The following is a 13,263-nucleotide window of genomic DNA, read 5'->3' as shown; positions in this document are numbered from 1 at the left end:
CTAGATAGACATTCCGTTCGTTTCTGGAGGCACATCCCATGACCACCTTCGTGGACCGCGTCGAGCTGCACGTCGCCGCGGGTAGCGGGGGCCACGGCTGTGCCTCCGTCCACCGTGAGAAGTTCAAGCCGCTCGGCGGCCCGGACGGTGGCAACGGCGGCCGTGGCGGGGACGTGATCCTGGTCGTCGACCAGTCGGTCACCACCCTGCTCGACTACCACCACTCCCCGCACCGCAAGGCCACCAACGGCGCCCCCGGCGCCGGCGACAACTGCTCCGGCAAGGACGGCCAGGATCTGGTCCTGCCCGTGCCGGACGGCACCGTCGTCCTCGACAAGGACGGCAACGTCCTCGCCGACCTGGTCGGCCAGGGCACGACGTACGTCGCCTCGCAGGGCGGCCGCGGGGGCCTGGGCAACCGGGCACTCGCGTCGGCCCGCCGCAAGGCGCCCGGCTTCGCGCTGCTCGGTGAGCCGGGAGACGCGGGCGACGTCGTCCTGGAGCTCAAGACCGTCGCGGACGTCGCGCTCGTGGGCTACCCCAGCGCGGGCAAGTCCTCGCTGATCTCGGTCCTGAGCGCGGCCAAGCCGAAGATCGCGGACTACCCCTTCACGACGCTCGTCCCCAACCTCGGTGTGGTGACGGCCGGTTCGACCGTCTACACCATCGCCGACGTACCGGGCCTGATCCCGGGCGCGAGCCAGGGCAAGGGCCTCGGCCTGGAGTTCCTGCGCCACGTCGAGCGGTGCAGCGTCCTGGTGCACGTCCTGGACACGGCGACCCTGGAGTCCGACCGTGACCCCGTCTCCGACCTCGACATCATCGAGGCCGAGCTGCGGGAGTACGGCGCGGGCCTGGAGAACCGGCCGCGCGTCGTCGTACTCAACAAGATCGACGTACCCGACGGACAGGACCTCGCGGACCTCGTCCGGCCCGACCTGGAGGCCCGCGGCTACCGCGTCTTCGAGGTGTCGGCCGTGGCGCACAAGGGGCTCAAGGAGCTGTCCTTCGCGCTCGCCGAGGTGGTGGGCGCCGCGCGTGCCGCGAAGCCGAAGGAGGAGGCGACCCGCGTCGTCATCCGTCCCAAGGCCGTGGACGACACGGGCTTCACCGTCAAGCTCGGCGACGACGGCATCTACCGCGTGCGCGGCGAGAAGCCGGAGCGCTGGGTGCGCCAGACGGACTTCAACAACGACGAGGCCGTCGGCTACCTCGCGGACCGGCTGAACCGCCTCGGCGTCGAGGAAGCGCTGATGAAGGCGGGCGCGCGCAGCGGTGACGGCGTCGCCATCGGCCCCGAGGAGAACGCGGTCGTCTTCGACTGGGAGCCTTCGGTGATGGCCGGCGCGGAGATGCTGGGCCGCCGCGGCGAGGACCACCGCCTTGAGGAGCCCCGTCCCGCGGCCCAGCGCCGCCGGGACCGTGACACCGAGCGGGACGACGCGGAGAAGGCGTACGACGACTTCGAGCCGTTCTAGGCGGGAGCGCCCCAAGCAGAGGGCCCCCGGAGCTTCGGCTCCGGGGGCCCTCTGCTTGCTCGTCACCGTGCGGGTGCGTTGTGGTTGCTCGCGCAGTTCCCCGCGCCCCTTACGGGGCTACGCCGTCACGGAGTCTTCTGCGCCGTTCTGCTCGGTGGCGTCCGACTCCATTTCCTCCGCCGCGTCCTCCGCCGCCCGCTGGCCGGGGATTTCCGCGTCGATGCGGGTGGCCATGCGGATGCGGCGCTCGTCGGCCTTGGCCGATAGGGCCAGGACCGCCTCGTTGAAGCGGACAAGGGAGGGCGGGTCCGAGGGGCCCAGGAGGTGCTCCTTGAGGCCTGCGCGGGCCTCGGCGTGGGCGTCCTTCTCCGGGGAGCGGACGGCCTCCAGGAGGGCCGGGAGGCCCTCGGCGCCGGGGGAGAGGATCGCCGCCGCGCTCACCGTCGGGAAGCCCGCGCGGAAGTCCGCCTCGGACATGCCGGAGGTGTTCGCGACCGCGTAGGGCTTCTCACTCGTCAGCCAGTCGGAGACGACCGAGGAGACGTCGCTGATCAGCAGGTCCGCCTGGTTGAAGCAGGAGAAGATCGCGGGGCGCGCCGAGGTGATGATCTGGTGCTCCCACTCGGGGAACGACGCCCAGTACGCCGCCTCCCAGGCAGCCGTCGCCTCGGCGACCGCGGCCTGCTGGTCGCCGTCGGGCGTGCCCTGGAGCATCATCCGCTCCATCTCGTCCACGCTCTTGCGGAACGCGGTGGAGGTGAGCCGGTCCAGGTCCTCGGTGCGGCGCAGCAGCTCGGTGGCCGCCTCCGGACCGGGGCGCTCGCCCGAACGCTTGGCGGCGGCCTCGCGGATCATCGCCTTGATGCGCTCGTTGGCGGCGCCCGCGCGCGGGTCCTGCGAGCCGGTCATCGGATGCGGCTTGTAGATGAGGCGTACGCCGGGGTCGGCGAGGAGGTGGCGGACGATGTTCTCGCCCGCGAGGGTCACCGACGTGTTGCCGGGGTTGCCGTCCCAGCCCTCCCAGGTGGGGGCGTACAGAACGGTCGTGAAGGTGCCCGTGGGGGCGCCCGTCGAGCGCAGGATCGGGGACAGCTGGGGGCGGCCGACCTCGACCACGTCCTTGTCCTCGACGCCGACCTCGGCGGCCTGGTAGCGGTCGCGCGCGGCGGGACCGGCCACCCACACCTCGTCGTACGCCTTCGCGTACGGGTTGCAGGAGGACAGCTTGTCGCTCTCGCCGTGGTTGATGAAGGCGTGCTTGATCGTGGGGATGCGCAGGACCTGCGAGGTCTTCGCGGCATTCGCCGGGTGCAGCATCATCTTCAGCGTCGAGGTCTCCAGGGAGAACATCGTCGCGACCTTCGGGAAGCAGATGATCGGGACGTCCGTGGCGTCGATCTTCTGCACCATGAACCGCTCGCGCAGCACGATCAACGGCTTGCCGTCGAGCTTGGAGAGCGTGGAGAGCCACATGTTCGCCTGGTACGCGGATGTGGCGCCGCCCGAGAAGTACATCGCGACGGTCGGCTGGTAGGCGGCCAGCCAGTTGTCCAGCCACTCCATGACCTTCTCGTCGTTCTTCGCGCGCTTCTTGGGAAGCAGCCACGTGGCGAGGTAGATCGCGCCGAGGCCCATCAGGGCGATGGAGATCCCGAGGCCGATGCCGCCCCAGTACGCGTCGGTGGTGCCCGCGGTGACCATCAGGCCGGCCGTGGCCGGGATCGAGAACGTCAGCAGGCGGTGGGCCTGGCGGCGCGACAGGATCCGCGGCGGGGCCGCGGTCAGGTGAAGCGCGGACGCGTCGATGTTGCGCGTGACGATCGGCAGCTGGCGGGAGCGGCGCACCAGTATGGCGGTGGCCTGGCAGCCGAAGTGCAGGAAGTAGAAGGCAAGCAGCGAGATCGTCAGGGGGGACTGCTCGGCGAGCGGCTCGATGCCGTCGATGCGCAGCAGGCCGACCAGGATGAGCATGTCGCGCAGCAGCTGGCGGACCGTGACATCGAAGCGGATCTTGCCAAGGAGGGAGAGGAGCCCCGGCTGCTTGTACTGCAGATAGACGTCGAGCGCGAGGTTCGCCGCCGACGCGGCGATGAACACCGGTACGTACGGGACCAGCGCGCTGACCAGCTGGGCCGTGAAGAGCGCGAACATCGCGAACAGCGCGGAGAGCTGCACGATGCGGCGGGGTGCGAGTCCGGCAGAGGGCACGGGCTTGGGCTCCTGGCGGGGGATCGGGGGGATCGGACAAGGGGGGAAGTCGACCACTGACCGTATGACGTGCGGTGGCTCCGTAGCAATCTTCCGTGACGACAATCACCGGATAAAGGGGCAAAGGTACTGAACCTGAAGGGCGTGTTTCGCCTCGGGGGGCCGTTCGGTCCGCCCCTCGATATGTGCGGGCGCCGCCTCCGTGCTCTCGCGTAGATTGCAGGTCCGGCAGGCAACGGGATCTTCGGGATCATTGGGGAAGCGCGTGAGCAGGGCAAGTCAGGGGATCGCAGAGGCCCGCAGGGTGGTCGTCAAGGTCGGGTCCTCGTCCCTGACCACCGCGTCGGGGGGACTGGACGCCGACCGCGTTGACGCCCTCGTCGACGTACTGGCCAAAAGCCGCAGCGGCGGCGAGCGCGAGATCGTGCTCGTCTCCTCCGGTGCCATCGCCGCCGGGCTCTCGCCGCTGGGCCTGCGCAGGCGCCCCAAGGACCTCGCCCGGCAGCAGGCGGCCGCCAGCGTCGGCCAGGGGCTTCTCGTGGCCCGCTACACGGCTTCCTTCGCGCGGTACGGCGTACGCGTCGGACAGGTGCTCCTCACCTCCGACGACATGGCACGCCGTGCCCACCACCGCAACGCCTCCCGCACCCTCGACCAGCTCCTCGCGATGGGCGCGCTGCCCGTCGTGAACGAGAACGACACCGTGGCGACGGACGAGATCCGCTTCGGCGACAACGACCGGCTCGCCGCGCTCGTCGCCCACCTCGTCCACGCCGACCTCCTCGTCCTGCTCTCCGACGTGGACGGCCTCTACGACGGCGACCCCGCCAAGCCGGGCACCTCCCGGATCTCCGAGGTGACGGGCCCCGCCGACATAGCGCACGTCCAGATCGGCAGCGCGGGCAAGGCGGGCGTCGGCACCGGCGGCATGGTCACCAAGGTCGAGGCCGCGCGGATCGCGGCAGGCGCCGGGATCCCCGTCGTCCTGACCTCCGCGATCCACGCCGCCGACGCCCTCGCGGGCCGCGACACCGGCACGTACTTCCACCGCACGGGCCGCCGCTCCGCCGACCGGCTCCTGTGGCTCCAGCACGCCTCCGAACCGCAGGGCGCGCTGACACTGGACGACGGGGCGGTGCGCGCGGTCGTCGAGGGGCGCAAATCGCTGCTGCCCGCCGGGATCGCGGCGGTCGAGGGCGACTTCGCCGCGGGCGAGCCGGTCGAGCTGCGGGACCCCGCGGGGCGGCCCGTGGCGCGTGGCCTGGTGAACTTCGACGCCAAGGAGCTTCCGCAGCTCCTCGGCCGTTCCACGCGGGAGCTCGCACGGGAGCTCGGACCGGCGTACGAGCGGGAAGTGGTGCACCGCGACGACCTGGTCCTGCTGGAGCCCTAGGCCCGCGGCAACCTCGTATTCCGTGGTGCCGGCACCTCAGGCGTCACAGCAGCCCCAGCTGCCCCCGGCCGAAAACAGGCGCGAACGCCCCGCACGGTCCGGTCTCTGCGAGGTGAAACTCCCCAAAACCGCCCCGCGGGGGCGCTTGGCCTGCTCAACTTTGTTCCAGACAACTCCGCACGACCATTGCGTATCCGCACCACCCTTGCGTAGAGGAGGCCGTCGTGAGACGAGTGCGCCCAGGAGCGGCGTCCCGCGCGTCGGCCGAGCGGTCCCTGACGAGTGTCGCCGCGGGCGCGGCGTACACGGGTGACACGCACGCGGCCGGCGAGGCGGACGAGCGGCAGGAGGGCGAGACGGTGGAGGCGCCCCGGCTGTGGCACGTCACGCTGAGCGTCTCGGGTGCCGAAGCCCCGCTGAAGGAGGTCAGGCGCGGCCTCGAACAGCTCGCCCACGACCATCCCTTTCTGCTGACCAGCAGGTACGCGCCCGACCACGCGGAGATCCGGTACTGGGAAGAGGCCCGCGACCTGCACGACGCCGCCGCGGTCGCGCTCCGGCTCTGGGGCGAGCACCGGCAGAGCGCGCAGCTGCCGCCGTGGGAGATCGTGGGGCTCGAAGTCATCGACCGCGACACCTACCACCAGCGGATCGCCGAGGGGTACGGACCGCTGCCGGCAACCCCGGTGGGCGTGCACCCTTTTTGAGCCGCGATGAGCGCGGTGGTCTCGGCTGCTGAAACGAGGGGTGGACCCTGGCCGCTCCGCATTACGCTGCGGACATGACGTCCCTCATGCCGGTCTCGCCGTACGACAACCTCTCGCCTGTCGCCCAGGCCGCCTACCGCGCCCGTGGTGCCGCCGCGACGCTCGCGCCGCTGCCGCGTGCCGCCAAGGACGACGCGCTCCTGGCGATCGCCGACGCCCTTGAGGTGCGCACCGCCGAGATCATCGAGGCCAACGGCAAGGACACCGCCCGCGCCCGCGAGGCCGGGACAAGCGAGTCCATCGTCGACCGTCTGACACTCACCCCGGAGCGGGTCCGCGCCATCGCCGCCGACGTGCGCGACGTGGCCGCGCTGCCCGACCCCGTCGGCGAGGTCGTCCGCGGCTCGACCCTGCCCAACGGCATCGACCTGCGCCAGGTCCGCGTTCCGCTCGGCGTCGTCGGGATCATCTACGAAGCCCGCCCGAACGTCACCGTGGACGCCGCCGCCCTCTGCCTGAAGTCCGGCAACGCGGTGCTGCTGCGGGGCTCGTCATCGGCGTACGAATCGAACACGGCGCTCGTCCGCGTGCTGCGCGACGCCGTCCACGGAGCGGGCCTGCCCGCCGACGCCGTCCAGCTCGTGCCGGGCGAGAACCGTGACTCCGTGCGCGAGCTGATGCGCGCCCGCGGCCTCGTCGACGTCCTCATCCCGCGCGGCGGCGCCTCGCTGATCAAGACCGTCGTCGAGGAGTCCACCGTCCCTGTCATCGAGACCGGCACCGGCAACTGCCACGTCTACGTGGACGCCGAGGCCGACCTGGACATGGCCGTCGACATCCTCATCAACTCCAAGGCCCAGCGCCCCAGCGTCTGCAACGCCGCCGAGACCCTCCTGGTGCACGCCGACATCGCCGACGCCTTCCTGCCGCGCGCCCTGGACGCGCTGGCCGAGGCGGGCGTCACCGTGCACGCCGACGAGCGGGTCATCTCGTACGCCGACCGGTCCAAGGCGACCGTCGTGCCCGCGACCACGGAGGACTGGGAGACCGAGTACCTCTCGTACGACATCGCGGCGGGCATCGTCGACTCGCTCGAGCAGGCCGTCGAGCACATCCGGCTGTGGACCTCCGGGCACACCGAGGCGATCGTCACGACCTCGCAGCAGGCCGCGCGCCGCTTCACCCAGCTCGTGGACTCCACGACGGTCGCCGTGAACGCCTCCACGCGCTTCACGGACGGCGGCCAGTTCGGCTTCGGGGCCGAGATCGGCATCTCCACGCAGAAGCTGCACGCCCGTGGCCCGATGGGGCTCCCCGAGCTGACGTCCACGAAGTACATCGTCACCGGAGACGGCCACACGCGCTGAGGCCGCCATGGCACGGAGCACCCGCTGAATTCGCGTACCGCCCGCCCAGAATGCCCCTTCCGGGGCTACGCTGGAAGGGTGCCGGAGGACGTGGGGGGCACGCCGTCGTTTCCTGACGGCTGGGAGCCCGACGACGACCGCGACCGCGGGGGTGCGGACGAAGAGTTCGCCTCCGTGGTCTTCGACGAGGACTTTGTCCGGTCCGCCAAGGTCCATGAACCCACCGCGGTGGAGCGGCTGTTGGCCGCTGCCCAGGCCCGCGCCGAGGCCTCCGAGGCCGAGGCCCGCCGGGCCCGCACCCACGGCGGCCGGGACGCACCGGATGACGAGCTCTTCGAAGAGGGCTTCGGCCCCGACGACGGCGGCGAGTTCGGGCACGACCCCGACCTCGACGATGTGTACGACCGCGAGTTCACCGAGGGCGGCTATGGCCGGCGCGGCCGTTACGGCGGCCACCACCGCTGGCACCGCCCCGTCGCCTGGATGCTCGCCCTCCTGATGGGCGTCGGCATGGTCGCGCTCGCCTTCACCGCGGTCTACCGGGGAGGGTCGTCCGGCCGCCAGGACCGGATACCGCCGCCCGCGTCGACGGAGCCGTCCGCCTCTGCGGAGTACGCCCCGCCACCCGTCTCCGCGACGCCCCGTACTCCGTGAGAACTTGTCAGAACTTGTCGTGTACCAGGGCGTTTACCTGACCGCCCGGCGACCTACCCTGAAAGTATGGGCGGGCCAGGAGAACCACCTGAGGGGACACCCGAGGGCGCTCCCGCCGGTGGTGAGGACGAGTACCGATCCGTTGTCTTCGACGAGTCGTTCGTCCGTGCCGCACGGCTCCAGGAGTACTCCGCGCAGGAGCGCATGGGTGATCACACGCACGCGGTGCGCCGCCGCCCCGCGCGCCACAGGAACCTCTCCAAACAGGCCATGATCCTCGTCCTGCTGATCGCCGTCGCCTTCGGCACCGCCATCTACATGGGCGTACGCAACCCGTACCAGACCCCGGTCGCAGGGCGCCCCGAGCCGCTGCGGATGACGATCATCCCGCTCGCCCCGCCGGGCTCCGTGCCAGGCGCCGAGAAGGTCGCCGACCTGTACGAACACAGCCCGGCCGCGCAGTTCCGGGCCGGTGCGTCCGGCATCAACCTGCCGTCGGCCCGCCGCACCTCGCACTTCTCGGACGGCCAGGTGATGACCGCGCTGACCACCGCCAAGGACTACCTGGTCGAGTCCTCGCTCGACCCGGACGTGCTCACCGGCGGCGCCGTGCGCTCCGCCCGGATCCTGCTCGACCCGCAGCAGCTCGACCAGTTCGACGAGAGCTTCGCGCATCCGGCGGCGGACGGCCGACACGCGCCCACCGGCTGGCTGGTGCGCTTCGACCCGACGAAGACGGCCCTCGCCTCGTCCGGCATCCGGGTCCACGGCACGCTGCACGCCACCGAGACGGACAAGAACACCCTTGAGGTGACCTCCGACCACACCTTCGTCTACGCGCTGCGGCCGGTCGGCAAGGGCGAGCACGCCAAGGCCTCGCTGTTCACCGTCCGCCGCGAGCTGCAGTTCCGCTTCGACCGGGACGACCTGCGGATGCGCCAAGCCGAGCTGCTCGTGTCGTACACGCAGGCGGGCCCGCTCGCCTGCTCCGCGGACGCCGCGAACCAGCTGCGGCCACTCCTTGCCGGGCAGAAGGCGAAGGCTGGCGGGCCCGCGGGCACCGATCCGTATGCGACGGGTGACGCCACGGCGCTGTGCGGAGCGCTTTCGGCTACCGCCCAGCCTTCGCTCTGAGTTACTTGGAGCTACTTCTACTTGGAGCTACTTCGCCTCTGAGGGCGGGTCGTCGGTCTGCCCGCCCTCCTGTCCGCTCTGGCCCGTGAACTTGCCGCGCAGCTTGCCGCCCAGGTCGCCGGCGCCGCCCGCGATGTCGTTGACCAGCTTCATCAGCGGGTCCTTGCTGCTGCGTACGTTGTCCGCGTAGCTGGAGGCGGACTGGCGGAAGGAGTCCGACACCGAGGTGTCCTTGTCCTCGTCGCGGCGCGGGTAGTGACCGTCCATGATCCGCTGGTAGTCGCGGGTCTCGGCCCACTTCTTGAGCTCGGCGGCGCGCACGGTCGTGAACGGGTGCGACCGCGGCAGCATGTTCATGATCTTCAGCACCGAGTCGCGCAGGTCGCCCCCGGCCTCGTACTCCTTGGCCTGGTCCAGGAACGCGTCCACGTTCATCTCGTGCAGATGGTTGCCGCCCGCGATCTTCATCAGGCCGCGCATCGACGCCTGGAGATCCTGGCCCACCAGGAGCCCCGCGCGGTCCGCCGACAGCTCCGACTTGCGGAACCACTCGCGCAGGGCGGTCACGATGGCCATGATCGCCACGTTGCCGAGCGGGATCCACGCCACCTTGAGGGCGAGATTGGTGAGGAAGAGCAGGATCGTGCGGTACACCGCGTGGCCGGAGAGGGCGTGGCCCACCTCGTGGCCGACGACCGCCCGCATCTCCTCCTCGTCGAGCAGCTCGACGAGGCCGGTGGTCACCACGATGATCGGCTCGTCCAGGCCGATGCACATCGCGTTCGGGTTCGGGTCCTGGTTGACGTACATCGGCGGGACCTTCTCCAGGTCCAGGATGTAACAGGCGTCCCGCAGCATGGTGTTGAGGTGCGCGAACTGCGCGTCGGAGACCCGTACGGAGTCCGAGAGGAACAGGAGCCGCAGGCTCCGCTCGGGGAGCAGGCCGCTGAGTGCCTTGAAGATGGTGTCGAAGCCGCTGAGCTTGCGCAGGGCCACCAGGGCCGAACGGTCCGCCGGGTGTTCGTACGCCCGTGAGGAGATGCCGGGGAAGCGCCTGCGCTGCCGGCTCGGCGTGTTCTCGTGACCGCTGTTCTCTTGGCCGCCGTTCGCGTGGCCGTGGTCGTTGTCGTCGGTCATGCCCCATCCCCCATGCTCGTCCAGTCATGCCCCCGAGGTGGGGCCCAGCCTAGGCGGAGATACCGTGGCAGGGCAGTCAGCGAATGGAGTCATCCCTCATGGAGCACTACGCCGCAGCCCACTGGGTCACGGAGGCGGCCGCCGTGGCCGCCAAGGAGCAGGGCGCGGGAAATCTGCTCCGTGTCGTCCTGATCGTCATGGTCGTCGGCTGCGTCCTGGTGGCGTGGTTCCTGCTCCGGGGCTATCGCCAGGGCGCTGACGCGGAGGAGACTCCCGGTGAGCGTGGCGAAGAGACCCCTGGCGGGGGCGGCGAAGAGACCCCCGGCGAGGGCGGCAAGAGCGACGGCGCGGACGACCGCGCGGACCGGAACGGCTGAGTCGGCGTGAGCTCCGCCGGTGCCCCCGCATACGATGGCCCGGAAGTCTTTGTCCCGCCCACCTCCGGATAGGTCCTGCCGACGATGAGCCTCCACAGCACCGCCGCCCAGCTGGTCACTCTCGCCTCCGAGGGTGAGCACGGCGGCAGGCACGAAAGCCTCAGCCCCATCCTGACCGGCGGTGGCGCGTTCGTCGTGCTGCTGCTTCTCCTGTGGATCACCACCCGCTTCAACCGGGACCGCTGAGCCCGCTTCAGGCGGGATGGCTGAACCGTTTGAACCGGGACCACTGAATACAGAGCCCGTTCGCCGGGCCGGTAGGGTCTGCACGCATGGGAGAGCAGGACATGCCTATCGGCCCCGGTGCCGGCCCGGTGAGCAAGGGCAAGCGCCGCCTCGGCGTCATGGGCGGAACGTTTGACCCGATCCACCACGGACACCTGGTGGCGGCCAGTGAGGTCGCCGCGCAGTTCCACCTCGACGAGGTGGTGTTCGTGCCGACCGGGCAGCCGTGGCAGAAGAGCGACAGGGCGGTGTCCCCGGCCGAGGACCGCTATCTGATGACGGTCATCGCGACCGCCGAGAACCCACAGTTCTCGGTGAGCCGCATCGACATCGACCGCGGCGGGCCGACCTACACCACCGACACCCTGCGCGATCTGCGCACGCTCAATCCCGACACGGACCTCTTCTTCATCACGGGCGCCGACGCCCTCGGCCAGATCCTCACCTGGCGCTACACCGAAGAGCTGTTCTCCCTGGCGCACTTCATCGGGGTCACCCGGCCCGGCCATCCGCTGACCGACCCGGGCCTGCCGGAGGGCGGGGTCTCGCTGGTGGAGGTTCCGGCCCTCGCCATCTCGTCATCGGACTGCCGTGCACGGGTCGCCAAGGGGGACCCTGTCTGGTACCTGGTGCCGGACGGTGTGGTGCGTTATATCGACAAGCGCGAGCTGTACCGCGGCGATTGAGCCGAGAGGGGCACCGGTGAACGACCGACAGTACGACCCGTATGCGGGCGGCGACCCGTACGCGGGCGAGTACGCGGCTGATCAGTACCAGGTCGTCGGGTACGACGACTATGGGCAGCCGGTGTATCAGCAGGTCCAGCCGTCTACTTCGTATGACCAGTACGGGGCGGGGCAGCAGGAGCAGCAGGGCTACGGCTACGACCCGTATGCGACGGGGCAGCAGGCTCCCGTGCCGCCGTATGACGCGTCGTACGACTCCGGTTCGTACGGGACGTACGACCAGCAGCAGCCGCAGCAGGCCGCCCAGCAGACGCAGACCGGCTGGATCCCGCAGCAGCAACAACAACAGCAGCAACAGCAGCCCCCGCAGCCGCAGTATCAGCAGCCTGCGCGGCAGCCCCAAGAGTCCGTACCGCCGCAGTCGCGGCAGCCGCAGCGGGAGCCGGAGGAGCGGGAGCCCGCGTACGAGACCCAGCAGTTCTCCTTCATCGAGGAGCCGGACGAAGAGTCCGAAGACGTCATCGACTGGCTGAAGTTCACCGAGAGCCGCACCGAGCGCCGCGAGGAGGCCAAGCGGCGCGGGCGCTCCCGGGTCGTCGCCCTGGTCGTCGTCCTCGCGCTGGTGATCGCGGGCGGCGTCGGCTATCTCTGGTACGCGGGCAAGCTGCCCGGCCTGTCGGACGGCGCGTCCGGCGACGAAGCCGCGGCGGCCGGACCGCAGAACCGCGACGTGATCGTCGTCCACCTGCACAACACCAAGGGCGGCGGCACCTCCACGGCGCTCCTGGTGAACAACACCACCACCAAGCGCGGTACCACCGTCCTGCTGCCCAACTCCCTCTCCGTGACGGACGACGAAGGCGCCGGGACGACGCTCGGCAAGTCGGTCGACGACGACGGCTCGACCGGCACCCGCGAGTCGATCGACACCCTGCTCGGCACCCAGGTCGAAGGCACGTGGCGGCTCGACACCCCGTATCTGAACAACCTCGTCGAGCTGGTCGGCAACATCGACATCGACACGGACACCGATGTGCCCGACCCGAAGGCCAAGAAGGGCCAGGCGCCCCTCGTGAAGAAGGGTGAGCAGCAGACCCTGAGTGGCCAGATGGCTGTCGCGTACGCCACCTATCGCGCGTCCGGCGAGTCCGAGACCGCGCAGCTGAACCGGTTCGGCCAGGTCATGCAGGGCGTCCTGCGGAAGCTTTCGTCCGACCCGCAGGCCGCGACCACGACCGTCCAGTCGCTCGCCCAGATCCTCGACCCCTCGCTCAAGGAGAAGGACCTCGGCGCCTTCCTCGCCAAGCTCGCCGACCGGGCGAAGGGCGGCGACTACTCCACGAAGCTGCTCCCGGTACAGCAGGACGGGACGCTGTCGGAGAAGGCCGGCGCGAGCGTGGTCAAGGACGTCCTGGGCGGCGCGGTCAAGAATTCGGACAAGGGTGCGGCCGTGCGGGTCGGCGTGAAGAACGCCTCCGGGACCAAGGGCGCCGGGCAGAATGCGCGGATCTCGCTGGTCAACGGCGGTTACACCTTCGTCGACAGCGGTGCGGGCTCGACGGCCCAGGCCGCTTCGCAGGTCATCTACGCCGACGCGGACAAGAAGACGCAGGCCACCGAGGTCGCCAAGACCCTCGGTCTGCCGGCGAGCGCGGTCCGCAAGGGCAAGACCGCACCGAACGCGGACGTGTCGGTGGTCCTGGGCCAGGACTACAAGACGGGATGACACCGGGGGCCTCGGCCGGGAGCTTTTCGAGCCTTCCTGGCCGGGGTGACGCAGCAGACAGACCCGTCAAACAATCATCGGGAGGGCTGTCGGTGGTCCGTGAGACCCTTG

At 70.4% G+C, this 13,263-nt stretch carries 12 protein-coding genes; 10 read left to right on the top strand and 2 right to left on the bottom strand.

Features of this window, described 5'->3' with window-relative positions; translation table 11 throughout:
* The first annotated feature begins 38 nt into the window (after positions 1-38).
* Positions 39-1,478 carry a GTPase ObgE gene (gene obgE, locus ACGFX9_RS04480; protein ID WP_393464402.1) on the top strand — a complete coding sequence of 480 codons (1,440 nt, stop codon included), beginning with the start codon at positions 39-41 and terminating at the stop codon, positions 1,476-1,478.
* Between the two features lie 117 nt (positions 1,479-1,595).
* On the opposite strand, the gene ACGFX9_RS04475 is transcribed toward obgE, so the two are convergent.
* A complete protein-coding gene (locus tag ACGFX9_RS04475; protein WP_393464400.1) occupies positions 1,596-3,686 on the bottom strand; it encodes a hypothetical protein in 2,091 nt (696 codons plus the stop codon).
* 286 nt (positions 3,687-3,972) lie between these two features.
* Here ACGFX9_RS04475 and proB point away from each other — a divergent pair, with 286 nt between their 5' ends.
* The 5 genes from proB (at position 3,973) to ACGFX9_RS04450 (ending at position 8,941) form a co-directional block, all read left to right on the top strand.
* Positions 3,973-5,079 (top strand): glutamate 5-kinase, encoded by a 1,107-nt coding sequence (proB, locus tag ACGFX9_RS04470; protein ID WP_393465638.1) that lies wholly within the window; start codon positions 3,973-3,975, stop codon positions 5,077-5,079.
* 224 nt (positions 5,080-5,303) lie between these two features.
* On the top strand, positions 5,304-5,786 hold the full coding sequence (locus ACGFX9_RS04465; protein ID WP_393464397.1) for a hypothetical protein: 483 nt from the start codon (positions 5,304-5,306) through the stop codon (positions 5,784-5,786).
* A 74-nt stretch (positions 5,787-5,860) separates the two neighbouring features.
* Positions 5,861-7,153, top strand: coding sequence for a glutamate-5-semialdehyde dehydrogenase (locus ACGFX9_RS04460; protein ID WP_393464394.1), 1,293 nt, complete (start codon positions 5,861-5,863; stop codon positions 7,151-7,153).
* A 78-nt stretch (positions 7,154-7,231) separates the two neighbouring features.
* Positions 7,232-7,807, top strand: coding sequence for a hypothetical protein (locus ACGFX9_RS04455; protein WP_393464391.1), 576 nt, complete (start codon positions 7,232-7,234; stop codon positions 7,805-7,807).
* Positions 7,808-7,873: 66 nt separating this feature from the next.
* A complete protein-coding gene (locus ACGFX9_RS04450) occupies positions 7,874-8,941 on the top strand; it encodes a hypothetical protein (protein ID WP_393464389.1) in 1,068 nt (355 codons plus the stop codon).
* 27 nt (positions 8,942-8,968) lie between these two features.
* Here ACGFX9_RS04450 and ACGFX9_RS04445 read toward each other — a convergent pair whose 3' ends face one another.
* Positions 8,969-10,078 carry a M48 family metallopeptidase gene (locus ACGFX9_RS04445; RefSeq protein WP_393464386.1) on the bottom strand — a complete coding sequence of 370 codons (1,110 nt, stop codon included), beginning with the start codon at positions 10,076-10,078 and terminating at the stop codon, positions 8,969-8,971.
* A 98-nt stretch (positions 10,079-10,176) separates the two neighbouring features.
* Here ACGFX9_RS04445 and ACGFX9_RS04440 point away from each other — a divergent pair, with 98 nt between their 5' ends.
* The 4 genes from ACGFX9_RS04440 to ACGFX9_RS04425 all read left to right on the top strand — a co-directional run bounded on the left by ACGFX9_RS04440 (position 10,177) and on the right by ACGFX9_RS04425 (position 13,152).
* Positions 10,177-10,455, top strand: a complete 279-nt coding sequence (locus ACGFX9_RS04440) for a hypothetical protein (protein WP_393465712.1) — start codon at positions 10,177-10,179, stop codon at positions 10,453-10,455.
* An 84-nt stretch (positions 10,456-10,539) separates the two neighbouring features.
* Positions 10,540-10,701, top strand: coding sequence for a hypothetical protein (locus ACGFX9_RS04435; protein WP_393464383.1), 162 nt, complete (start codon positions 10,540-10,542; stop codon positions 10,699-10,701).
* Positions 10,702-10,787: 86 nt separating this feature from the next.
* Positions 10,788-11,426: a nicotinate-nucleotide adenylyltransferase gene (gene nadD / locus ACGFX9_RS04430; protein WP_393464381.1), complete on the top strand. Its 639-nt coding sequence runs from the start codon at positions 10,788-10,790 to the stop codon at positions 11,424-11,426.
* A 16-nt stretch (positions 11,427-11,442) separates the two neighbouring features.
* Positions 11,443-13,152 carry a LytR C-terminal domain-containing protein gene (locus ACGFX9_RS04425; RefSeq protein WP_393464378.1) on the top strand — a complete coding sequence of 570 codons (1,710 nt, stop codon included), beginning with the start codon at positions 11,443-11,445 and terminating at the stop codon, positions 13,150-13,152.
* The last annotated feature ends 111 nt before the right edge of the window (positions 13,153-13,263 follow it).

The sequence above is a fragment of the Streptomyces sp. NPDC048436 genome (assembly GCF_043200355.1).
Classification (GTDB): Bacteria; Actinomycetota; Actinomycetes; order Streptomycetales; family Streptomycetaceae; genus Streptomyces.
Note: the sequence above shows the minus strand (reverse complement) of the source record. Positions and strands in the feature narration are given on the sequence as shown.

Bases quoted from the DNA above. Each gene is read 5' to 3' on its own strand.
- ACGFX9_RS04445 (WP_393464386.1), bottom strand. From the start codon at position 10,078: ATGACCGACGACAACGACCACGGCCACGCGAACGGCGGCCAAGAGAAC.
- obgE (WP_393464402.1), top strand. From the start codon at position 39: ATGACCACCTTCGTGGACCGCGTCGAGCTGCACGTCGCCGCGGGTAGC.
- ACGFX9_RS04460 (WP_393464394.1), top strand. From the start codon at position 5,861: ATGACGTCCCTCATGCCGGTCTCGCCGTACGACAACCTCTCGCCTGTC.
- nadD (WP_393464381.1), top strand. From the start codon at position 10,788: ATGGGAGAGCAGGACATGCCTATCGGCCCCGGTGCCGGCCCGGTGAGC.
- ACGFX9_RS04440 (WP_393465712.1), top strand. From the start codon at position 10,177: ATGGAGCACTACGCCGCAGCCCACTGGGTCACGGAGGCGGCCGCCGTG.
- ACGFX9_RS04435 (WP_393464383.1), top strand. From the start codon at position 10,540: ATGAGCCTCCACAGCACCGCCGCCCAGCTGGTCACTCTCGCCTCCGAG.
- ACGFX9_RS04450 (WP_393464389.1), top strand. From the start codon at position 7,874: ATGGGCGGGCCAGGAGAACCACCTGAGGGGACACCCGAGGGCGCTCCC.